Genomic DNA, 21783 nt, shown 5'->3' with positions numbered 1-21783 from the left:
CATTTTCTTTCTTTCTCGTTAAAGGGTGTATAAAAGTTTAGTTTCTTTAAAAAGAATTGGATAAAATAACTAGCATTTATAGCAAATTGTTTTAAATTTACGTTCTAAAAATAATTGTAAAATATGAAAGTACTTTTTACTAATACTGCTGTTGTGTTGCTGTGTGCAGCAACTCTAATGAGCAGCTGCAGTAAACCGCAAAAGTCTGCTAAGACCGGAATTACTTATAACGACAAAAAAACAGGTGGTTATGAGAAGTTTAGAAAAACGCATCCTTCGCCAGGGCCAGGCCTTATACCTATTGAAGGCGGTACTTTTGTAATGGGAGGCAGCGCCGATCAGGATGTGACTTATGATTACAATAACGTACGTCGCAGAGTTACAGTTGGATCCTTTTATATGGACGAAACAGAAGTAGCTAATCAAGATTGGCTGGATTACCTTCACTGGATAAATGTTACTTATCCACAGGATCATGAATTGTATTACAATGCTGTACCTGATACTTTGGTATGGCGTAAACCTTTATCATATAATGAACCATATGTTGATAATTATTTAAGGCACCCTGCATTTCAGGACTACCCTGTAGTAGGTGTTAGCTGGGATCAGGTTCAGGATTATTGTGTATGGAGAACAGACCGTACTAATGAGAATATACTAAGAGAAACAGGTAGAATGGTAAGTTGGAACGATTTGAATGGGAGTAAAAAAGGCGCCGCTCAACCAGCTTCAACAAGTAAAGATCCTTTCAATACCGATATCTATCTTAATGGACAATATAAGGGTCAGGGAATTGATGGTAAAAAAATGATTCCAGATTTGAGTCCTAATGCAAAACCTGATGGAAAAAGTAAAAATCCGGTTAGGCCGGCACGTATGGAGGATGGTATATTGAAGCAAGCATACCGTTTGCCCTCAGAAGCAGAATGGGAATATGCAGCACTATCACTTATTGGTAATACACAATTTGAAAATATTGATGCAGGTAAAATATATCCATGGAATGGCCTTGGCGTACGTTCTGCTAAAAGAGCTACCCGTGGTTTAATATTAGCCAACTTTAAACGTGGTGCAGGTGATAACGCAGGTGTGGGTGGTTACTTAAATGATAAAGCTGACATTACAGCCCCTGTAAGAGCTTATCAACCTAATGATTTTGGTTTATATAACATGGCTGGAAACGTTAATGAGTGGGTACAGGATACTTATCGTCAGGGATCATTTGAAGACTTTGAAGATTTTAACCCATTCCGTGGTAATGAGTTTAACAACAAAAGATTAGCTGACGCCACTAAAGGAACTTACGCAAAAGACAAATATGGTCGTCCGATTAAAGATCCAGCTGCATCAAGCAAAAAAATGAAATATGCTGATGCTATGGCGTTACAACAAGCTCAGGCAGCAGCTGGTCAGCCTAATACTGCCACTGCAGGTGCAGCTGTAGGTGCAAACAGCACTGCGCCAGGTATCCCGGGTCAAAAAGATCCTATTACCGGAAAGCCTTATAATCCTGATTTAAGAGGATATGGCGATAGTGTTAATATGGCTTTATATGGAACAACTACTTTAGTAAATAATCATTCAAAAGTGTATAAAGGTGGTTCATGGAACGATTTAGCTTTCTGGTTAAACCCTGCAACACGCCGCTTTATGGATGAGACTGATGCAAGTGCGGAAGTTGGTTTCCGTTGCGCAATGACATTAGTTGGTTCACCAGAAATTCATCCTGAAGGTAAACCTCACTATAGTGTTAAAAAAGCAAAAGACTTTAATCCTAAACAGTAATCATTTACTGAGGATAAATAACAAAATAGGCTGTCTGAATATTCAGACAGCCTATTTTGTTATTGAATAAACGTGTTATTAAAACATCATTAACACCTGTCCTTTTTCTACTTTGTCTCCAGGCTTAATTTTTACTGTCTTAACCACAACGTCAGCCGGGGCTTTTATAATGTTTTCCATTTTCATAGCTTCAAGTACAAAAAGGTTATCTCCCTTTTGTATTTCCATTCCCTCACTTACAAAAACCTTTAATACCATGCCAGGCATAGGAGCTTTTATTTCACTAACCTTTGTAGCGTTTAAACTGCTGAGTCCTAGCTTATCAAGTAAAATATCAAACTGATCCTTTGCTGAAATACTATAGATATTATTGTTGATTTTGATTTCAGCGGTTTTTTCAGCCTGGTTAAAACTAATAACTTCTGCGTTGTATGATTGGAGGTTATGTATAATGTGTAATGAAGATGTGTTTAGATGTTTTATATCTGCAAGTATTTTAACTCCATTTATTATTAAGACGTTTTCATTGCTATCTGCCTCATAATTATATTTATCGTTTACTTTTATTTGATGCATAATAATTGAAAATCAGTTTATGGAGGAGTTAGTTATTTAGTATGGGCAAGATATTAAAAAACAACGGAATCAAGCTAAGGTCGGTTAGAATTAGTAATTGGCTATTGGGTAAGAGCGTATTGAATTAAATTTGCGCCCATTTTTAAGGCTTTTAAGCGACTTTCCTGCGTGTCGCCGGCATATGTGCCATAATCCTCCCATCCGTTGCCTAAATCACACTCATAAGTGTAAAAGCAAACTAGTCTGCCTTTATAAATAAGCCCGAACCCCTGGGCCCTTTTACCATCATGTTCATGTATTTTGGGTAAGCCATTGGGAAAGCTGAATTTTTGATGATAAATAGGATAATTTAGTGGCAGTTCAACAAAATCAAGCTCTGGGAATACTTTTTTCATTTGTGGCCTCACATAAGGATCAAGGCCGTAATTATCGTCAATATGCAAAAAACCGCCGCCGGTTAAATATTTCCTAAGGTTCCGAGCTTCTTGGTCCGAAAATATAACATTTCCATGTCCGGTCATGAAGATAAAAGGATAATTGAATATTTCAGCACTGCCAACTTCAACCACCTCATCTTCTGCCTGGAAATTGGTTTTCAGGTTATCGTTGCAGAATTTTATAAGGTTGGGTAAGGCTGTCCTGTCGCCATACCAATCGCCACCTCCATTATATTTAAGCTTAGCCATTTTGTACGTTGGCGGTATATTAAAGCTGCTGACCAGGGCAATAAGAAAAGATGCTGCAAATAAATAAACTACCTTTTTCATTTTTAACGATTTAAAAAGTTTACTTCAAAACATGCTTCCAGTGCTGCCGTTTCGGTGCGTAAACGGCTATCGCCTAAAGTAATGGCTTTAAAACCAGTAAGTAAAGCCTCATCAATTTCTGAAGTGGAAAAGTCACCTTCCGGGCCTATTAATATTAAAAATTTGCCATTGTTTATCAGTTCGGCCTTTAAATTTGTTTTGTCTGTGTTTTCGCAATGCGCTATAAATTTTTGTCCCTCAAAGGGTTTAGTCAGAAACTGCTTAAAAGTGACATACTCATTTAAAACAGGGTGGTATGCTTTAAGAGACTGCTTCATAGCAGCTGTAATTATTTTGTTCAGGCGATCAACTTTTACCTCTTTCCGTTCGGAGCGCTGGCAAATAATTGGGGTTATTTCGTCAATGCCTATTTCAGTTGCTTTTTCTAAAAACCACTCCATACGTTCAATATTTTTGGTTGGCGCCATTGCTATGTGCAGGTAATGGTTCCTTTTATTAAACGCATTTGTTACTGAAATTATTTGAAGTATGGTTCTTTTAGGATGCGGATCCTGAATGATGGCTGCATACAAACTGCCTTTGCCATCAATTAATTGTACCTCGCTACCCTTTTCAAGCCGTAGTACCCTGATGCAGTGCTTGCTTTCTTCTTCGTTCAGAAAATAATTGGGGCTTTTCGGGTTAATATCCGGGGTATAAAAAAGTTGCATTGTATTTACAGATTAATGTAAATCTACAGCATCTTCCTCATTTATGAGCAATTCAAGCTTAACTGACTCAATGTTTTGGTCCGATTTTTTTAATACGGTGATGTTATATCCGTTTGATTCTTTTTGTTCGCCAACATCTGGTATTTTGCCAAATATATCACCCAGCCAGCCCGAAACAGTGTCAAAATCGCCATCTTCGGGCAGGTCATGAGGTAAATGGCCGTTTACATCATAAATAGGAGCAAGAGCGTTTACTATAAATTCACGGTCGTTTACTTTCTCCACAATAGGTTTTTCCTCGTCATATTCGTCCTGAATTTCACCCACCAGTTCTTCAACAATATCCTCCAGCGTAACCATACCTGCAGTGCCTCCAAATTCGTCCAATACTATGGCAATTTGTATGCGTTTTTGCTGCAATTCAGCCATCAGGTCATTGATTTTTTTTGTTTCAGGAACAAAGTATGGTTTACGGATAATATCCTTTAGAACGATATCTTCATTGCGGGCAAGTAAGGGCAAAATATCTTTGGCATGTACTATACCGATTATTTTGTCAATAACATCATCATAAACAGGTATGCGCGAGTAACCTTCAGTTATAACAAGTTCAAGTAATTCGTCTTTACTGGTATTAATATCAACCCCTGATATTTTGGTACGGGGAACCATGATGTTTTTAACAACACGTTCATTAAAGTCAAATACATTTTGTATCAGCTCATGCTCAGTTGAATCCAAAGCACCGGTTTGTTTTCCTTGGTCAAGCAGGTATTGCAATTCTTCAGAGCTATGGCTTGTTTCGCCTTGTACCGGGTTGATGCCTATCAGTTTTAAAACAAAATTGGCAAACCCGTTTAACATCCAAATTAATGGGCGAAAAACGGCGAAGAAGAAACGCAAGGGTAATGAAATAGCCATTACCGTGCGTACCGATCTTTGTATAGCAATTGATTTTGGCGCAAGTTCACCAAATACAATGTGTAAAATGGTAATAAATGCAAAGGCTACAACATGACTTGTATTAATGATGAAGCTTGAAGTAATAACCAGTCCGCACATTGCAAAAAGATTAAGCATGAGCTTAGTTGCCACCTCCTGTCCAACCCAGCCCAAACCCAACGAAGCTATGGTTACCCCTAATTGCGTAGCTGCCAGATACCCATCAAGGTTGTGCATTATGCTGCGGGCCACCTTTGCCACCGGGCTGCCTGATTTGGCCTTGATCTCTATTTGTGAGCCCCTAACCCTTACCATTGCAAATTCAGCGGCTACAAAAAAGCCGTTCAGCAGAACCAGGAAGAAGGTAAGGAAAAGATATAAACCGTTTATTTCAAGATCAGGGCCCATAAATTAATTATTGGTACACAGGAAAAGTAGACTTGTACAATTCCAAACTCTCTTTTATTACCTTATGAGCATAACGCATACCCAAAAGATGCTCAATGGTAACATTTTTACCTTCAAGCTTTTTGTAATCTTTAAAGAAACGAACAATTTCGGTCATCGCATGCGGTGGTAATTCATTAAGGTCATTAATGTAATTTACTGACATGTCATTCTTTGCTACTGCGATGATTTTATCGTCTTGTTCACCGTTATCAACCATATGCATAACGCCTATTACTTTTGCTTCAATAATTGACATTGGAAAAACATCAATTGAGCAAAGTACCAGAATATCCAAAGGATCATTATCATCACAGTATGTTTGCGGTATAAAACCATAATTAGCCGGATACATTACCGAAGAAAATAAAACACGATCAAGTTTCAATAAACCTGATTCTTTATCAATTTCATATTTGGCTTTTGAGCCTTTTGGAATTTCAATTATAGCCTGAACAATTTCTGGAACATTATCACCAGGAGAAACCTGGTGCCATGGATGTTGTGTACTCATTTAATTATATTATTTTAGTTCGTTAACATTCTGCCTTCTTTGCAGCTTTCGTTTTAAAAAAGCAAAAATCAGGGGAATTGTTGTTATTATTATTAATCCTATGACAATATACTCCATGTAATCTTTTAACTGCGGGTATCTTCGTCCTAAAAAATACCCTGCTAAAGTAAAAGTGTTTACCCAGGCTACACTGCCAATTATGTTATAAATTGTAAACTTCTTTAAATCTAACTTTACAATACCTGCAAAGATAGGTGCAAAAGTTCTAATAATTGGGAAAAATCTGCCTAATACCAGGGCCATACCCCCATGTTTAGCATAAAATTCTTCTGCCAGTTCAACATAATGCCGTTTAAAAAAAAAGGAATTGTTTTTACTGAATAAGGAAGGCCCTGCACGGTAGCCAAACCAATAGCCCGTAAAATTCCCCAATATACCCGCGCCTATTAATGATAATACAAGCGTATAAATGGATATATCAAAGCGCCCTGTGGAACATAACAGACCAGACATGAACAACAGATAGTCTCCCGGTAAAAAAAAACCGAAAAACAAGCCGGTTTCAGCAAAAACAACTATAAGCAAAAAGTAAAACCCTAAGCTTATGATGGATTGAGCGTCCGTTAAATTTTGAAGATGTTCCCAAAAATTATCCATTCACTATATCCGTAAAACTACAAATATTAAATGAAATTGTAATACTTGTGTTACGGAATTAAATAAGCCCTGAAATGAACCCTGGATAAATACCGATCAAGATAGTTGCTATTGCTGATAAACCTAATACAAATTTGTAGTATACAGGTATAACAAGCTCAGCCCGGTCAGCATCGTTAAAATACATTGCTATGATAACCCTGAAGTAGTAGAAAATGCTGATAATAGCATTTATTACAGCCAGTATTACCAAAACTACCTGATATTTGTTTAATGCACCGGTGAACATAAAGAATTTACCAATAAAACCGGCAGTAAGTGGGATACCTGCTAATGAAAGCATCGCAATTGTTAATACCAACGCCAGAAAAGGATTCTTTTTTGACAGGCCGTTAAAGCTCTCAAAATTATCACTGCCTGATTGTTGTTGAACCAGTATTAAAGCTCCAAATGCAATTATTGAGGCAATAGAGTAAGCAGTTGCATAAACAAATACAGAATTTGCAGAACTTGCTCCTAAGGCTACTACAGCAAAAAGCAGGTAACCAGCGTGCGATATACTTGAAAATGCCAGCATACGCTTGAAGCTTTGTTGATAAAGTGCCGTAATGTTTCCTATAAACAAGGTAATAACAGTTATCACCAATAATACTGGTACCCAGAAATCAGATATTGGGGCAAAACAAGCTGTAAATAGACGGAGGAAAGCTGCAAAACCAGCTGTCTTAACAACAGTTGACATGAATGCAGTGATCAGGGTAGGGGAGCCTTCATATACATCTGGAGTCCAGAAATGGAAAGGAGCAGCACCCACTTTAAAGCAAAGGCCAACAATGATCAGTAAAACACCGGTATAAAACATCGGATCGATATTGTGCGGATGCTCTACTACAAAGTTGCGGATAGCTTCTAAATTAAATGAACCTGATGCACCATAAATCAACGTGATACCAAATAATAGGAAGCCTGTTGAAAATGCACCCATCAGGAAGTATTTTAAAGCGGCCTCGTTTGAAGCAAAGTCGCTTTTCTTTATACCTGCCAGGATGTATAAGCTAACTGACATGATCTCGATGCCGATAAACAGCATGGTAAGGTTATAAAACGATACCATTACAATGATTCCAGCTAATGAAAATAGGATAATAGCATAGTATTCAGCAATATGGCTGCTTATTTTTTCGAAATAGTCTTTTGATAGGAATACAATCAATATGGTTGATATGATGGTAACTGATGAAAATACAACGGAGAAATTGTCAAACAGCATCATGCCATGATAAATAGGCTGTGCATTGTTATTCCATTGTGAAATGCCAAAACCTAAAGCAACAAGTAAACCAATAATTGTTACAGGCAACAATGCCTTTTGACCTTTATATAAACCAATATACAGGAGTATAATGGGTAAAATGGATATGATAATTAAAGTACTCATTATTTTACTTGTACAAATTTATTATTTACCGTTTGAACCAGGTTATTAACTGCAGCTTCAGAAATATGAAGAATTGGTTGCGGATAAATACCCATAATTATTACAAGGGCACATATAATGCCCAATACCAGTTTTTCAGAACCGCTTATGTCTGCAAATACTGCAGTTAATGCGTTTGTCTCTCCTTGCATTACTTTTTTATACATGCGCAGCATATAAACAGCGCCAAATATCATGGTTGAACCTGCTGAAACAACCAGTAAAACATTGTAACGGAACACGCTGTTAAGCAGCATAAATTCACCAATAAAACCATTGGTTAATGGTAATGCTACTGTGCCTAATACAATAATTAAAAATGCTATAGCAAATTTAGGAGCCACTTTAGCAATACCACCTAATTCATTAACTTCCCTGGTATTTAAACGGCTGCTGATGATATCCCAAATAAAGAATAAACCTACTACATTGATACCATGGCTAAGCATCTGGAACATGGCACCCTGTAGGCCCATAGTAGTCCAGCCAAATATGCCGGCTGCAATAAGGCCAACGTGTGCTATTGATGAATAAGCCACTAAGCGTTTGCCGTCTTTTTGAGTAAATGCAATAATGGAACCGTAAACAATACCTATAACGGCTAATACAATTACAATTCCTTCATATTTTTGAAAACCAAGTGGTGCAATAGGAATTAACCAGCGGATAACACCATAGATCCCCATTTTAAGCATAATACCTGATAACATCATGGTACCGGCAGCAGGTGCTTCGGTATAAGTGTCAGGCTGCCAGGTGTGGAACGGAAACAAAGGCATTTTGATGGCAAAAGCCAGGAAGAACGCCCAGAATACCCATGCCTGATGATGTGCATCAACAACACCGGTAGTGGTAAATGCTGAAAGATCAAAGGTTTTTGATGGGCTAAGCAGGTATAAATAAATAATACCTACCAGCATAAACAATGAACCTGAGAATGTATAAATGAAGAATTTAATAGTAACCTTAATTCTGTTTACACCGCCCCAAAGTGAGCAGATAAAGTAAATAGGGATAAGCGCTGCTTCCCAGCCTACATAGAATAAAAAGCCATCTAAAGCGGTAAATACTACCAACATACCAGCCTGCATAAACAATATCAATGCATAAAAGGCATTGGCATTTTTATATTCATGCTTGTAAGTGGTTAGGATGATAAGTGGTACCAATACGTTGGTAAGTAGTATCATTATCATACTTATACCATCAATACCTGCACTAAAGTAAATGCCCAGTTTAGGTATCCATGGAGCCACAACAGCAAACTGTATGGATGCGTCGGGCACAAACCTGCTTAAAAATATGGCTGCTAATGCTAATTCAGCTACTGAAAAAGCCAACGCTGCATGCTTTGTTGCACCGTTCTTAAAGAGTAAAACAGCAAGAGCCGAAATTACCGGTAAAAAAATTAAAATACTGACCGTCATTTTATATTATAAACGCTAATCGTTCTTTACTTTTTAAATACAATGTAAAAAAGGATGGAAATGATACCCACAACCATCATAAAAATATAATATCCAACATTACCTGTTTGCAATAAACGCAAACCTTTACTCGATTCCATAGTGCCTTTGCCTATACCATTAACAATTCCATCAATGCCTAACTTATCAATTACTCTGTAGAAGAAATCTGATAGAAAATCTAATGGTTTGCGGATAATGGTATCGTATAATTCGTCGATATAAAATTTGTGATAAGATAAACTTGCCAGTGCCGGGCGTTCTTCTTCGTCTGCCACCGGTACGTGAGCATTTTTCACATATCTTAAGTAAGCATAAACCAAGGCAATTAAAGCTCCGCCAACAGAAATAGCCATTAAGGTTATTTCTGTTGATTGTGATGAGGATACTTCTTTTAAAATGGCTGCTGAGTTTGTAAATACCGGAGATAAGAATTTACCTAATATATGATGGCCGCTCCACAATGAATCCGGTATGCCGATAAAACCACCTACAATGGATAAGATAGCCAGTACAATCAATGGAATAGTCATTGATGCAGGTGATTCATGTAAGTGATGCTCCTGCTCATGTGTGCCGCGAAATTTACCCCAGAAAGTAAGGTATAACATGCGGAACATATAAAATGAAGTAAACATAGCCGTAATTACACCAATTGCGTACATGCTTTTGCTGTAAGTAAAGGTATGCGCCAAAATTTCATCTTTTGAAAAGAAGCCTGCAAATGGCGGAATACCAGAAATGGCAAGAGTACCAATCAACATAGTTATAAAGGTAATAGGCAATTTGCTTCTCAGTCCGCCCATTTTACGCATGTCCTGCTCACCACTCATTCCGTGGATAACTGAACCTGCACCAAGGAATAAAAGCGCTTTGAAGAATGCATGAGTTAATACGTGGAAAAATGCACCCGTATAAGCACCAACGCCTAAGCCTAAAAACATATAACCCAACTGTGATACTGTTGAATAGGCCAATACTTTTTTAATATCTGTTTGTGATAGTGCTATTAATGCAGCAACAACAGCAGTGGTTAAACCCACAATTGCTATTACATGAAGCGTTACAGGGGCAAGCGTAAATAAAATATTTGAACGGGCAATCATATAAATACCTGCAGTTACCATCGTTGCTGCGTGTATTAACGCTGATACCGGAGTTGGACCGGCCATTGCATCAGGTAACCAGGTAAATAGAGGCAGCTGAGCCGATTTACCTACAGCACCTACAAACAATAATAATGTAATTACAACATAAGGTGTTGTTGTTGCATATTGAGGTGTAGCCGCCTTAGGGAAGATATCAGCAAAGTTTGCACTTCCAAAAAATACAATCAGGATAAATATACCAATGATAAAGCCTAAATCGCCAATACGGTTCATGATGAATGCTTTTTTAGCAGCATCAGCATAAGCTGGGTTTGAATACCAGAAACCGATTAACAGGTATGAGCATAAACCTACACCTTCCCAGCCAATAAACATTACCAGGTAGTTTGATCCCATCACCAATAAAAGCATGAAGAAGATAAACAGGTTAAGGTATGCAAAGAACTTACCGAAACCGGCATCATCTTTCATATAACCGATAGAATATAAGTGGATTAAAAAACCCACACCGGTAATAATCAGCAACATAATTGAACTAAGCTGATCGATCAGGAAATCGAAGGAGACCTTGAATTCAAGTACCGAGAACCAGTTAAATAAGTGGGCAGGAAATTGACCGGTATGTTGTACCTGTAAAAAAGCACCGATACTTAAGCCAAAAGAAACCAGCACCAGAAAACTTGCCAAAAAGCCTATAAAAGCCTTTGGTAACGCGTTACGGCCGATACCGTTAATAATAAAACCGGCTAACGGTAGTATAGGAATAAGCCAGATATATTTATCCATTTGTTATACTATAAATTATTTGTCATTGTCAAGAGTCTCTCAACGACGCGAGTTTATCTTTAAAAAACCGAAGCCGGAAAGCCGGCTTCAGAAATCATTTACCATTTAAGCCTGTTCAGTACATTAATGTCTATTGAATTTGTATTTCTATAGATCATTACGATAATAGCCAAACCTACTGCTACTTCGGCAGCGGCCAGGGCCATAATAAAAAATACAAAAACCTGTCCAGTCGCATCACCACGATAAACCGAGAATGCTGCAAGCAATAAATTAACTGAATTGAGCATTAGCTCGACCGACATAAATATTACGATAGCGTTGCGGCGGATTAATACACCAATAACCCCAATCGAAAATATAATAGAACTTAATAAAATGTAGTGGTTAAGCGGAATAGCTTGAATATTGTGTGTTAAAGTTTCCATCAGGTTGTTTTGGGGTCTTTAGTAGCCAATAAAACAGCACCAACCATTGCTGATAACAGCAATATTGATGATACTTCAAATGGTAATAAATATTCGTTAAATAGTATTTTACCCAGATTTTTTACAAGACCAAGGTTTGGATCCTGCAAAATTACCAATTGCGAACCGTTGAAAGCTTTTACTGCTGATACTATTGCAAGTAAAAAACAACCACCACCTATAAAGCCTGCTATTTTAACCACGTTTGATTTACGAGGTTCTGATTCCTTGTTCAGGTTAATGAGCATAAGGGTATATAAGAATAATACCAGGATAGCCCCCATGTACACAATGAAATTAACAATGGCCAAAAACTGGGCATTTAATAAAACATAGTGAATGGTAAAAGTGAAAAAGGTAAGTATCAGGTAAAGTATACTATGCACGGGGTTTTTCGCCGTAATTACCAGTATTGAAAAAAATATGGACAAAAATGCGATGAAGTAAAATGTACTCATGATTTATATTTGAAAATACCTTTACCCCCTAAAAGAGTAGGGCAAAGGTATAAAACTTCTTTATTGATTTAAGGGAGCTTCTACTAATTTGTCTTTACCGTAAATAAAATCTTTCCTTAAATAGTCTGCCGGTACAATGTTGCCATCTAAATAGATAGCTTCTTTAGGGCATGCTTCTTCACACAATCCGCAGAAGATGCAACGCAGCATATTAATTTCATATACAGCAGCATATTTTTCTTCACGGTATAAGTGCTCTTCGCCTTTCTGGCGTTCTGCAGCTATCATGGTGATTGCTTCTGCCGGGCATGATAAAGCGCACAAACCACAGGCGGTGCAACGTTCTTTACCGTTTTCATCGCGTTTAAGCGAATGCATGCCACGGAAATTCTCTGAAAACTCACGTTGTTCTTCAGGATAACTGATAGTTACCGGTTTCCTGAAAAAGTGTTTCATGGTAATTGAAAGCCCCTGAACTATAGCAGGAAGATAAGCCCTTTCCCAAAAATTGAGTGGCTTTGACTCCAATACCTTACGTTTATTACTTAACGATTCCATCTTTATCCCTTATTTAATAAAAGTAATCCATAATCCAGTTGCTATAATATTTGCTATAGCCAGTGGGATCAAAACTTTCCAACCCAAATCCATTAACTGATCATAACGGAAGCGCGGAATGGTCCATCGAACCCACATAAAGAAGAATATGAATAAAAATATTTTTGCAAACAGAACTACCACACCAATAAGTGGGCCTATAGCTGGTCCGGTATGGGCTAATACCCAATCCATCCCCGGATAATTATATCCACCCCAGTATAATGTTGCCATTACTGCTGATGAAATGAACATGTTAATATACTCAGCAAACAGGTAGAAACCCAATTTCATTGATGAATATTCGGTATGATAGCCACCAACCAGTTCGGTTTCGCACTCAGGCAAATCGAATGGGGTACGGTTAGTTTCAGCAAAGGCACATACTATAAATAGTAAAAAGCCAAGTGGCTGGTAAAGGATATTCCAATGCCAGCTGTGTTGTTGCTCAGCAATTTGACGAAGGCTCAAAGTACCGGTAACCATCAATAAAGCGATGATTGACAAGCCCATTGAAATTTCATAGCTGATATTTTGTGATGCAGCACGGATAGCACCCAATAAAGAATATTTATTGTTTGATGCCCATCCACCTATCATTACGCCGTATACACCTAAGGAAACAACGCCAAAAATGTAAAGAATCCCCACATTAATGTCAGCAACCTGCAAATCAATAACGTGTGAGCCAATGGTCATTTGTTGTCCCCATGGGATAACCGCAGAACCAATACAAGCAGTTAAGATAGCTAACGAAGGACCTGCAATAAACAGGAAAGTATTGGCATGGGTAGGGATGATTTCTTCCTTTAAGAACATTTTACCACCATCAGCCAGTGGCTGTAAAAGGCCCCACGGACCGGCACGGTTAGGACCTATACGATCTTGAAAAAATGCCGCAATCTTACGTTCGGCATAAGTGGAGTACATGGCTATTACCAGGCTTATCGCAAAAATGATAACTACCAGTACCAGTTTAATTATTATATCTGCAAGTCCCATTATAAGCGTGTATCTCGTTCAAATTGTTCTTTATTCTTTTCCATTAATTGCGGGTTAGTTTTAACAACCGGCAAAGGTTTAAACTCGTAGTGATTTGCACTGATAACCGATTTGTGCGAAATTTTACGAGGACCTTCAATTACCCAATCACTGGTTTTCTTTTTATCGAAGCGACAGGTATTGCAAATAAATTCTTCTACCTCACCATATTTATCTTTACGGGCAGTAACACGTAAAACCTCTTCGCCTTTATACCATAAGGTTACTTTTCCATTGCATTTTTCATGATCGCAATCACGATGTGCATCAACTGGCTTGGTAAACCAAACACGATTTTTGAAACGGAAAGTTTTATCGGTTAAAGCACCTACAGGGCATACATCAATAACGTTTCCTGAAAAATCATTATCAACAGCTGCTTTAATGTAGGTAGATATTTCGGAGTGATCTCCACGGTTTAAAATACCGTGAATACGATGATCGGTAATCTGATCGGCAGTGAAAACGCAACGGTAGCATAAAATACAACGGGTCATGTGCAGTTGGATCTTATCGCCAATATCGATTTTTTCGAACGTGCGGCGGTCAAACTCATAACGGGTTTTAACTGCACCGTGTTCAAAGCCAAGGTTTTGCAGATCGCACTCGCCTGCCTGATCGCAAATAGGGCAATCCAGCGGGTGATTAATCAACAATATCTCCACTATTCCTTTACGTGCTTCAATTACTTCGGGCGAGGTGATGTTTTGTACTTCCATCCCATCCATTACCGTAGTACGGCATGATGCTACCAGTTTAGGCATAGGGCGAGGGTCTTTTTCAGATCCTTTGCTAACCTTAACCAGGCAGGTACGGCATTTACCACCGCTGCCTTCCAGTTTGGAATAATAGCACATAGCAGGCGGAACTATGTCACCACCAATTTGCCTTGCGGCATTTAAGATGGTTGTTCCTGGTTCTACTTCAACGGGTATTCCGTCTATTGTTACTTTCATTAAGTTAAAATTAAAAACTCAATATTTAGTTCTTATCGTTATGTAACGACAAATGTTTTATTTATGCTGGTGTTTCTTCTTTTTTAGGAAGTGGGTCGGCGTAATGTGCCAAACCATAATTCCTTGATACTGCTTCAGAAGCATTGGTAACGTGCCATTCAAATTCATCTCTGAAGTGACGGATTGCTGATGCCACCGGCCATGCGGCTGCATCACCTAAAGGACATATAGTATTTCCTTCAATTTTTTTAGAAACATCAACCAACAAATCCATGTCGCTCATTTTTCCATGGCCATGTTCTAAACGGTGCAATACTTTTTCCATCCATCCGGTACCTTCACGGCAAGGCGAACATTGTCCGCAACTTTCGTGGTGATAGAAACGGGTAAAGTTCCAGGTATTACGTACAATGCACTGATCTTCATCAAAAGCAATAAAACCGCCAGAACCCATCATGGTTCCGCTAACAAATCCACCATCTGCTAATGATTCGTAGCTCATTAAGCGGGGCTCATTATTAATGGTTTTAAGGAAAAGGTTAGCAGGCAAAATTGGAACTGACGAACCACCGGCAACTACCGCTTTTAAACGTTTGCCATTGGCTATACCGCCGCAATACTCGTCAGAATATAAAAACTCTTCCACTGGAAGACCTAATTCAATTTCAAAAACACCAGGATTTTTAATATTACCACCGGCAGAGATTAATTTGGTACCAGTACTACGGCCAACACCAATTTTAGTATACTCTTCGCCACCTTCATTAATGATAGGCACTACTGCGGCAATTGATTCAACATTGTTTACTACGGTAGGGCAGCCATATAAACCTGCAATAGCAGGGAATGGTGGTTTAATGCGCGGATTACCACGTTTACCTTCCAATGATTCTAATAATGCAGTTTCTTCACCACAGATATAAGCGCCACCGCCTGGTTGTACGTATAGTTCCAGATCGTAACCTGTGCCTAATATATTCTTACCTAAGAAACCTGCATTTTTTGCTTCTGCAATTGCTCTTTCCAGTATCCTGATTTGTGGCATCATTTCGCCACGAACATAGATGTATGATGTTTTGGCACCTAAAGCAAAGCTGGATACTATCATTCCCTCAATTAGTAAGTGAGGAATATGGGTCATCAGGTAACGGTCTTTAAAAGTTCCGGGTTCTGATTCGTCAGCATTGCAAACCAGGTAACGGGCTACACCTTCTGGTTTTGCCAGAAAGCTCCATTTCATCCCGGTAGGGAAACCTGCACCACCACGGCCACGTAATCCTGATTTTTTAACTTCTTCAACCACATCATCCGGCGACATGGTTTTCAGTGCTTTTTCAACAGAAGCATAACCGCCTTTTGAGCGATAAACATCAAAGGTATTGATGCCGGAAACGTTAATATGTTCTAAAAGTAATTTACGTGCCATTGCTGCTTAATATATCTTTTTGGTCAGCTTGTAATAATTAATATGTCTGATAATGCAGCTTGCTAAAGCTACTACAATCAATAAGTTTAATATCAACGGATTTTTATTGAAATCACCATTCCCGTAATGGATAACAATTATGGTAATTACGAACAATGCATCAGTTATGATTAAACTTGTTCTGTTCATTTTTTAATTATGGCCTTTTGCTTTTAATTCTGCAATCAGCTTATCAACTGAGTTTGGTGTTAAATTTTCGTAAAAAGTGTATTCAGGACCTATTTGTAAAACAGGGCCAAAGCCACATGCTGCAAGGCATTCTACTCCACGCCAGCTAAACAGGCCATCGGCAGTTACTTCACCTTCTTTTACACCCAGCTTTTCTTCAATATAATCCATTATTTTTTCGGCACCTACTAAACAGCAAGGTCCGGTGCGGCAAACTTCCAGTACAAACTTACCTTGAGGGCGTAAAAAGTACATGCTGTAAAAGCTGGCCACCTCATATACCTCAATATGCTGAATGCTCAGGTATTCGGCAACTTTATCCATGGCTATTGGGCTAACCCAGCCAAACTCTGCCTGTACTAAATGGAGTATAGGTAATAAAGCCGATTTTTGTTTACCTTTTGGGTAACGGCTCACAATGTCATCAAACTTACTGATCAGCTCCGGCGAAAACTCAACCGGTGCCTGGGCTTCGTCAACTCTAAGCATCTAACTCTCCGGCTATAACGTTTAAACTACTCATGTTAATAATTGCGTCTGATAATAACATACCGCGACTCATTGGGGCATACATCTGGTAATTGATAAAACTTGGTCTGCGGAAATGCAAACGGTATGGCGATCTGCCGCCATCATTTACCAGGTAAAATCCTAATTCGCCATTGGCACCTTCAACTGCATGGTAAACTTCAGTTGTTGGGGTTGGTACTTCGCCCATCACAATTTTAAAGTGATAGATCAAAGCTTCCATGTTATTATAAACATCCTCTTTTGGAGGAAGGTAAAAATCAGGTACATCAGCATGGAAAATATCCGATGGTTCTTTTTCAAGTTTAACCAAAGCTTGCTCAATTAAACGTAAGCTTTGCCACATTTCTTCGTTACGAACTAAAAAGCGGTTGTAAACATCACCATTGGTACCAACCGGAACTTCAAATTCAAAATCATCATATGATGAATAAGGCTCCATCGCTCTTACATCATAATCAACGCCTGCTGCACGTAATAGCGGGCCGCTCCAGCTATAGCTTAATGCTTCTTCGGCGGTTACAGCAGCTACATCCCTGGTACGGTCAATAAATATGCGGTTACGATTAAACAGCGATTCAAATTCTTTTAACGTTACCGGGAAATCTTTTAAGAATTTACGCAGTTTGCTGAAAGCTATGGTATTAAAATTACGCTCAAAACCACCTATCCTGCCAATATTGGTAGTAAGGCGTGAGCCACAAACTTCTTCATAAATTTCATAAATGGCTTCGCGGTATTCCATCATGTAAAGGAAACCTGTAAAAGCCCCTGTATCAACACCTAATACACCGTTACAAACAATGTGATCGGCAATACGGGCCAGCTCCATTACAATTACACGCAGATAGTCTACACGTTTTGGTGTTTCGATGCCTAAAAGTTTTTCAACTGTCATGTGCCAGCCCATATTGTTAATGGGGGATGAGCAGTAGTTTAACCTGTCGGTTAATGGTGTGATTTGATAAAACGGCCTGTGTTCGGCAATTTTTTCAAATGCACGGTGAATATAACCTATGGTTGATACACCGCTTACAATTCTTTCGCCATCCAATTGCAGCACGTTTTGGAATACTCCATGTGTTGCAGGGTGGGTTGGCCCTAAGTTAAGGGTTGAAAGCTCGCTTTGCGGATCGTTATCTGTAAATACCGGGTGGTTCTGCATTTTCTGTTATCTTCCAAAAAAATAATCTTTCTTATCAACACGGTTAGGGTCTTCCAATGGAAACTCTTTCCGCATAGGGTGCGCTGTCATATCGTCAACGTTCAATATCCTGCGTAAATCAGGATGTCCGTCAAATATTACCCCGAAAAAATCGTAAGTTTCTCTTTCCATCCAGTTAGCGCCATTCCATAAAACGGTGGCAGTAGGGATGTGTACATCACCATCAGTTAAAAAAACTTTTAAACGGATACGGGTATTGTGTACCAGGCTATGTAAATGATAAATAATACCGATAGCTTTTTCCTGTTCAGGATAATGGATAGCGGTAATATCTGTTAGATAAATGAATTGAAGAGTGGGATCGTTTTTTAAATAAGTTAAAACGTCAATAATGTGCTCCCTGGTAGTTTCCAGTGTAAGCAAGCCAAATGGTTCGCCTATTGTAGTTACCTTATCGTTGAACTGAGCACCTATTTTGCTTAAAAGCTCTTCGTTTGTTATTTTGCCCATTATTGTATTCCGTATGAAGCTAATAGTTTTTGGTATTGTGGTTCGTTTCTACGACGTAAAGTTTCTGTTTGAACCAGCTTTTGGATGTTCATAAAGCCATCAATAATAGCTTCTGGACGCGGTGGGCATCCCGGAACATAAACGTCAACAGGAATAATTTCATCAATACCCTGTAACACAGAGTAAGTATCAAATATACCACCGCTTGATGCGCATGCGCCAACGGCAATAACCCAGCGGGGTTCTGCCATCTGCAAATAAACCTGCCTTAAAACTGGTCCCATTTTTTTGGCAATGGTACCCATAACCATTAAAAGATCTGCCTGCCTTGGCGAGAAGCTTAAACGCTCGGCACCAAATCTCGACAAATCATAATGAGATGCCATGGTTGCCATAAATTCTATTCCGCAGCACGAAGTAGCAAATGGCAATGGCCATAATGAATTTGAACGTGCTATACCGATTGCTTTATCAAGCGAGGTTGCGAAAAAACCTGCTCCTTCTACACCTGCCGGGGCATCAACTAATTGAATATCACTCATGATTTATTTGATACAAAAACCCATCAATTTTAAGTCAAAAGCCTTTAATATTTACGTTAGTCCAATTATATATAGCTTAACGTTTTTAAAAGACTTGAGCATATTATGTTTATGCTTATATATGACAAATTTACAACATTTTACTATGTAAGGCTTACACTATGTAATATGGTAAATTTATTTAGAAACAGTCTAAACTGATCTTTCTTAAATCTTCAATATTGCAGAAGACTTTTAATCTTTTCTTTTTCTATAAACGAGCTCCCCTTTTGAGGGGAGTTGAGCGACGAGATTAGTCCCAGTCTAGTGCGCCTTTTTTAATTACGTAAATAAAGCCCAGTAAAAGCGTTCCCATAAAAATAAACATCTCTATCAGGCCGTCTTTACCCAAATCGCGGAAATTTACCGCCCATGGGTACATAAAGATCACTTCTACGTCAAACAGCACGAAAAGGATAGCTACCAGGAAATATTTGATAGAAATAGGGGTACGGGCATTACCCACCACCTCAATACCCGACTCAAACGGGGTTAATTTATCTTTGGTTACCCTTTTAGGGCCTATTTTATGTGTTACAAACATAGTGGTAACCACAAAACCTAAAGCCACCAACATTTGAAATATGATGGGCAGATAATTAATGGGCAAACTTTGTACTTCCATGATGCAAATATACAAATGGAACTATAATAAAAAAGCCCTCTGATAAATCAGAAGGCTTCTTATTTGCTTTTAATTACTTATTTGCTTTTAGCACCGCCTTTTTTAGCGAAGTAATAGACTACCTGTGGATTGGTTGGGTCCATATCTTTTGCTTTGGTATAAAGATCAAGCGCTTTTGCTTCATCTTTTTCTTTATACTGAGCGTAGTTACCTAAGTAAACATAAGCAGCAGCTAAATAACCTTTAGTTTTATCATCTGGTGCACCTTTTGCAGTTACTACCTGGATGTATTGTTCAAACAGTGGTTTTGCTAAACCTTTAATATTATTTCTATCGCCTTCTTCAAAATCCTTCACATTTGCGTGAAAATATATGATTTGTGCATTTGGTGTAGGCAATTTGCGTTCTACATAAGTAAATGCTGAATCGGCTTTGGTAAGTAATGTTGAATCAGGTTTTAAAGTTTTAACTGTCTGTGATTTTATCAATTGGTCTTTGTAAGCCTGGTAATAGCTAAAACCTTCGTAAAAGTGGTCAGTTAATTTAGCCTGACGTGATTTCTCAGCAAAGGTATGGTAAGCTTCTCCGGCATCAATGTATTTACCTGAAGCATATAGTGATTTGGCTATTTCACCATAGATATCAACTTGTGAAGTATCTAAAGTTAAAGCTTTACGTAAATCGCGTATACCTAATGAATCTTGTTTAAGAGCCAGTTCTGTACGGCCTAAGTACAGGTAATCATTAGGAATTAAACGTTTTGGATCAGCTTCAGAAGTCCATTTGTTTAAAGCGGTTAGTGCTGATTGATAATCTTTATTTTCGAAAGCAGCATAACCTAAATAACGGTAAACCCTTAAATTACTTTTTGCTGATGCGCTTAAATCTGTAGCTACTTTTTGTAAAGTAACATAATCTTTAGTACGGATCAGGAAGTCTGCATAACGCATTTGTGTTTCAACAGAGTAATCAGTAAGGCTGATATATTTCTTGTAGTTTTCAACAGCTTCTTTTGTTTTTACATCATAAGTAGCTGCATCTTTTGATGCCTCACGGATATTGGTTTCAGCGAGCTCACGGTAAGCAGGTCCATAATTAGGATCGATAGCTAAAGCTGCCTGAAATTGTTTTTCAGAGTCTTCAAAGTTGTCAGCATACCTCCATAAAACACCTGTAGAAACGTTTGCTGAAGGTAATTTAGGATCAATTGCTAAAGCAGCTGAATAAGCTGTGTAAGCATCGTTACTTTTCAGTTGTGAGCGATAAGCATCACCTAAAGCAACCAGTAAAACGGCATCCTTAGGGTTAACAACTTTGCCTTTGTTTAATATGGCGATAGCTGCATCTGCATCTACAGGTGTAACGGCAGAACCGGTTGCGCCTGCTGCGCTACCACTAACCGGTAATAAATAGCCCAGGCCTGCATACAAATAGGGTGTGCTGCTTTTACCAGCAAGGGTAATAGCCTGGTTAAAATCATTTGCTGCTGTAGTGTTGTCTTTTTCAACATGAGCAGCAGCGCCTAAGCCTACATAATTCAATGCTGATTTTGCGTTTACCGCAATACCTTTGTTAAAGGTAGCTTTTGCAGAGTCAACATAATCTTGTTTTAAATATACCCAGCCCAGGTAAAAAAAGTTCTCGTCCTTATCCGCTTGCGTGGTAGTAAGGTTTTTAAGCATTGATTTAGCTTTCTGATACTGTTCGGCATCAATTGCTTTTTTTGCATCAGCTAAACTTTGCGCAAAAACTGATGAACCCGCAAATACCAATCCCAACCCCGCGACGGCTACTTTATTGATCATTTTCATCGTTAATAAATCTTTCGTTTTTAGTTAATTTTTAGCTGCACCATTAGGGTACTGCATTGTTTTGTTTAGTTTTTAGTTGATTAATTAACTGTTTATAATCTGTTTAAAACATATCTGCTATTTATTGCAGTTTGATTTACAGTATATTCAG

General features: G+C 38.4%; 22 protein-coding genes. 1 reads left to right on the top strand and 21 read right to left on the bottom strand.

Going from position 1 to position 21783, the window contains the following annotated elements; translation table 11 throughout:
- Nucleotides 1–123 precede the first annotated feature (123 nt).
- Complete coding sequence (locus JN11_RS11500; RefSeq protein WP_144912691.1) at nt 124–1788, top strand: SUMF1/EgtB/PvdO family nonheme iron enzyme; 1665 nt, start codon at nt 124–126, stop codon at nt 1786–1788.
- A gap of 78 nt (nt 1789–1866) precedes the next feature.
- Here the strand turns inward: JN11_RS11500 and JN11_RS11495 are convergent, their stop codons facing one another.
- The 21 genes from JN11_RS11495 to JN11_RS11395 form a co-directional block, all read right to left on the bottom strand.
- Nucleotides 1867–2364: an acetyl-CoA carboxylase biotin carboxyl carrier protein subunit gene (locus JN11_RS11495; protein ID WP_144912689.1), complete on the bottom strand. Its 498-nt coding sequence runs from the start codon at nt 2362–2364 to the stop codon at nt 1867–1869.
- A 101-nt stretch (nt 2365–2465) separates the two neighbouring features.
- Entirely contained in the window at nt 2466–3131 is a 666-nt protein-coding gene (locus JN11_RS11490) for a DUF4159 domain-containing protein (RefSeq protein ID WP_144912687.1), read from the bottom strand.
- A gap of 2 nt (nt 3132–3133) precedes the next feature.
- Nucleotides 3134–3841, bottom strand: coding sequence for a 16S rRNA (uracil(1498)-N(3))-methyltransferase (locus JN11_RS11485; RefSeq protein WP_144912686.1), 708 nt, complete (start codon nt 3839–3841; stop codon nt 3134–3136).
- A 12-nt stretch (nt 3842–3853) separates the two neighbouring features.
- On the bottom strand, nt 3854–5191 hold the full coding sequence (locus JN11_RS11480) for a hemolysin family protein (protein ID WP_144912684.1): 1338 nt from the start codon (nt 5189–5191) through the stop codon (nt 3854–3856).
- A 7-nt stretch (nt 5192–5198) separates the two neighbouring features.
- Nucleotides 5199–5744 carry an inorganic diphosphatase gene (locus JN11_RS11475; protein ID WP_144912682.1) on the bottom strand — a complete coding sequence of 182 codons (546 nt, stop codon included), beginning with the start codon at nt 5742–5744 and terminating at the stop codon, nt 5199–5201.
- Nucleotides 5745–5753: 9 nt separating this feature from the next.
- On the bottom strand, nt 5754–6401 hold the full coding sequence (locus tag JN11_RS11470; RefSeq protein WP_144912680.1) for a DedA family protein: 648 nt from the start codon (nt 6399–6401) through the stop codon (nt 5754–5756).
- 58 nt (nt 6402–6459) lie between these two features.
- Entirely contained in the window at nt 6460–7839 is a 1380-nt protein-coding gene (locus tag JN11_RS11465; protein WP_144912679.1) for an NADH-quinone oxidoreductase subunit N, read from the bottom strand.
- The gene (locus tag JN11_RS11460; protein WP_144912677.1) at nt 7839–9305 is read right to left on the bottom strand and encodes a complex I subunit 4 family protein; all 1467 of its coding nucleotides are present in this window, start codon (nt 9303–9305) and stop codon (nt 7839–7841) included. Before JN11_RS11460 ends, JN11_RS11465 begins: the two co-directional genes overlap by 1 nt.
- Nucleotides 9306–9331: 26 nt before the next feature.
- Nucleotides 9332–11239, bottom strand: coding sequence for an NADH-quinone oxidoreductase subunit L (nuoL, locus tag JN11_RS11455; protein WP_144912675.1), 1908 nt, complete (start codon nt 11237–11239; stop codon nt 9332–9334).
- A 98-nt stretch (nt 11240–11337) separates the two neighbouring features.
- Complete coding sequence (nuoK, locus tag JN11_RS11450) at nt 11338–11667, bottom strand: NADH-quinone oxidoreductase subunit NuoK (RefSeq protein ID WP_144912674.1); 330 nt, start codon at nt 11665–11667, stop codon at nt 11338–11340.
- Nucleotides 11667–12164: an NADH-quinone oxidoreductase subunit J family protein gene (locus JN11_RS11445; protein ID WP_144912672.1), complete on the bottom strand. Its 498-nt coding sequence runs from the start codon at nt 12162–12164 to the stop codon at nt 11667–11669. Before JN11_RS11445 ends, nuoK begins: the two co-directional genes overlap by 1 nt.
- 60 nt (nt 12165–12224) lie before the next feature.
- Nucleotides 12225–12722, bottom strand: a complete 498-nt coding sequence (locus tag JN11_RS11440; RefSeq protein WP_144912671.1) for a NuoI/complex I 23 kDa subunit family protein — start codon at nt 12720–12722, stop codon at nt 12225–12227.
- Nucleotides 12723–12731: 9 nt separating this feature from the next.
- A complete protein-coding gene (nuoH, locus tag JN11_RS11435) occupies nt 12732–13763 on the bottom strand; it encodes an NADH-quinone oxidoreductase subunit NuoH (RefSeq protein WP_144912669.1) in 1032 nt (343 codons plus the stop codon).
- The gene (locus JN11_RS11430) at nt 13763–14758 is read right to left on the bottom strand and encodes a 2Fe-2S iron-sulfur cluster-binding protein (protein WP_144912667.1); all 996 of its coding nucleotides are present in this window, start codon (nt 14756–14758) and stop codon (nt 13763–13765) included. The genes nuoH and JN11_RS11430 overlap by 1 nt, the downstream gene beginning before the upstream one ends.
- A gap of 61 nt (nt 14759–14819) precedes the next feature.
- A complete protein-coding gene (nuoF, locus tag JN11_RS11425) occupies nt 14820–16184 on the bottom strand; it encodes an NADH-quinone oxidoreductase subunit NuoF (protein ID WP_144912666.1) in 1365 nt (454 codons plus the stop codon).
- A gap of 192 nt (nt 16185–16376) precedes the next feature.
- Nucleotides 16377–16901 (bottom strand): NADH-quinone oxidoreductase subunit NuoE family protein, encoded by a 525-nt coding sequence (locus JN11_RS11420; RefSeq protein ID WP_144912664.1) that lies wholly within the window; start codon nt 16899–16901, stop codon nt 16377–16379.
- Nucleotides 16894–18105, bottom strand: coding sequence for an NADH-quinone oxidoreductase subunit D (locus JN11_RS11415; protein WP_144912662.1), 1212 nt, complete (start codon nt 18103–18105; stop codon nt 16894–16896). Before JN11_RS11415 ends, JN11_RS11420 begins: the two co-directional genes overlap by 8 nt.
- 6 nt (nt 18106–18111) lie before the next feature.
- Complete coding sequence (locus tag JN11_RS11410; RefSeq protein WP_144912661.1) at nt 18112–18615, bottom strand: NADH-quinone oxidoreductase subunit C; 504 nt, start codon at nt 18613–18615, stop codon at nt 18112–18114.
- Complete coding sequence (locus JN11_RS11405; protein WP_144912659.1) at nt 18615–19157, bottom strand: NADH-quinone oxidoreductase subunit B; 543 nt, start codon at nt 19155–19157, stop codon at nt 18615–18617. Before JN11_RS11405 ends, JN11_RS11410 begins: the two co-directional genes overlap by 1 nt.
- Nucleotides 19158–19449: 292 nt before the next feature.
- Nucleotides 19450–19821 carry an NADH-quinone oxidoreductase subunit A gene (locus tag JN11_RS11400; RefSeq protein ID WP_144912657.1) on the bottom strand — a complete coding sequence of 124 codons (372 nt, stop codon included), beginning with the start codon at nt 19819–19821 and terminating at the stop codon, nt 19450–19452.
- Between the two features lie 77 nt (nt 19822–19898).
- Entirely contained in the window at nt 19899–21632 is a 1734-nt protein-coding gene (locus tag JN11_RS11395; RefSeq protein ID WP_144912655.1) for a tetratricopeptide repeat protein, read from the bottom strand.
- Nucleotides 21633–21783: the final 151 nt, after the last annotated feature.

It is taken from the genome of Mucilaginibacter frigoritolerans (genome assembly GCF_007830615.1).
GTDB classification, from domain to species: Bacteria; Bacteroidota; Bacteroidia; order Sphingobacteriales; family Sphingobacteriaceae; genus Mucilaginibacter; species Mucilaginibacter frigoritolerans.
The sequence above is the reverse complement of the archived record's forward strand: the minus strand, read 5'-3'. Positions and strand labels throughout refer to the sequence as shown.

Excerpts from the sequence above, each read along its gene's own strand:
- nuoH (WP_144912669.1), bottom strand. The coding sequence starts at position 13,763 with ATGGGACTTGCAGATATAATAATTAAACTGGTACTGGTAGTTATCATT.
- JN11_RS11410 (WP_144912661.1), bottom strand. The coding sequence starts at position 18,615 with ATGGGCAAAATAACAAACGAAGAGCTTTTAAGCAAAATAGGTGCTCAG.
- nuoK (WP_144912674.1), bottom strand. The coding sequence starts at position 11,667 with ATGGAAACTTTAACACACAATATTCAAGCTATTCCGCTTAACCACTAC.
- JN11_RS11430 (WP_144912667.1), bottom strand. The coding sequence starts at position 14,758 with ATGAAAGTAACAATAGACGGAATACCCGTTGAAGTAGAACCAGGAACA.
- JN11_RS11395 (WP_144912655.1), bottom strand. The coding sequence starts at position 21,632 with ATGAAAATGATCAATAAAGTAGCCGTCGCGGGGTTGGGATTGGTATTT.
- JN11_RS11460 (WP_144912677.1), bottom strand. The coding sequence starts at position 9,305 with ATGACGGTCAGTATTTTAATTTTTTTACCGGTAATTTCGGCTCTTGCT.
- JN11_RS11415 (WP_144912662.1), bottom strand. The coding sequence starts at position 18,105 with ATGCAGAACCACCCGGTATTTACAGATAACGATCCGCAAAGCGAGCTT.
- nuoL (WP_144912675.1), bottom strand. The coding sequence starts at position 11,239 with ATGGATAAATATATCTGGCTTATTCCTATACTACCGTTAGCCGGTTTT.
- JN11_RS11405 (WP_144912659.1), bottom strand. The coding sequence starts at position 19,157 with ATGAGTGATATTCAATTAGTTGATGCCCCGGCAGGTGTAGAAGGAGCA.
- nuoF (WP_144912666.1), bottom strand. The coding sequence starts at position 16,184 with ATGGCACGTAAATTACTTTTAGAACATATTAACGTTTCCGGCATCAAT.
- JN11_RS11465 (WP_144912679.1), bottom strand. The coding sequence starts at position 7,839 with ATGAGTACTTTAATTATCATATCCATTTTACCCATTATACTCCTGTAT.
- JN11_RS11445 (WP_144912672.1), bottom strand. The coding sequence starts at position 12,164 with ATGAGTACATTTTACTTCATCGCATTTTTGTCCATATTTTTTTCAATA.
- JN11_RS11490 (WP_144912687.1), bottom strand. The coding sequence starts at position 3,131 with ATGAAAAAGGTAGTTTATTTATTTGCAGCATCTTTTCTTATTGCCCTG.
- JN11_RS11475 (WP_144912682.1), bottom strand. The coding sequence starts at position 5,744 with ATGAGTACACAACATCCATGGCACCAGGTTTCTCCTGGTGATAATGTT.
- JN11_RS11400 (WP_144912657.1), bottom strand. The coding sequence starts at position 19,821 with ATGGAAGTACAAAGTTTGCCCATTAATTATCTGCCCATCATATTTCAA.
- JN11_RS11470 (WP_144912680.1), bottom strand. The coding sequence starts at position 6,401 with ATGGATAATTTTTGGGAACATCTTCAAAATTTAACGGACGCTCAATCC.
- JN11_RS11480 (WP_144912684.1), bottom strand. The coding sequence starts at position 5,191 with ATGGGCCCTGATCTTGAAATAAACGGTTTATATCTTTTCCTTACCTTC.
- JN11_RS11485 (WP_144912686.1), bottom strand. The coding sequence starts at position 3,841 with ATGCAACTTTTTTATACCCCGGATATTAACCCGAAAAGCCCCAATTAT.
- JN11_RS11420 (WP_144912664.1), bottom strand. The coding sequence starts at position 16,901 with ATGCTTAGAGTTGACGAAGCCCAGGCACCGGTTGAGTTTTCGCCGGAG.
- JN11_RS11500 (WP_144912691.1), top strand. The coding sequence starts at position 124 with ATGAAAGTACTTTTTACTAATACTGCTGTTGTGTTGCTGTGTGCAGCA.
- JN11_RS11440 (WP_144912671.1), bottom strand. The coding sequence starts at position 12,722 with ATGGAATCGTTAAGTAATAAACGTAAGGTATTGGAGTCAAAGCCACTC.
- JN11_RS11495 (WP_144912689.1), bottom strand. The coding sequence starts at position 2,364 with ATGCATCAAATAAAAGTAAACGATAAATATAATTATGAGGCAGATAGC.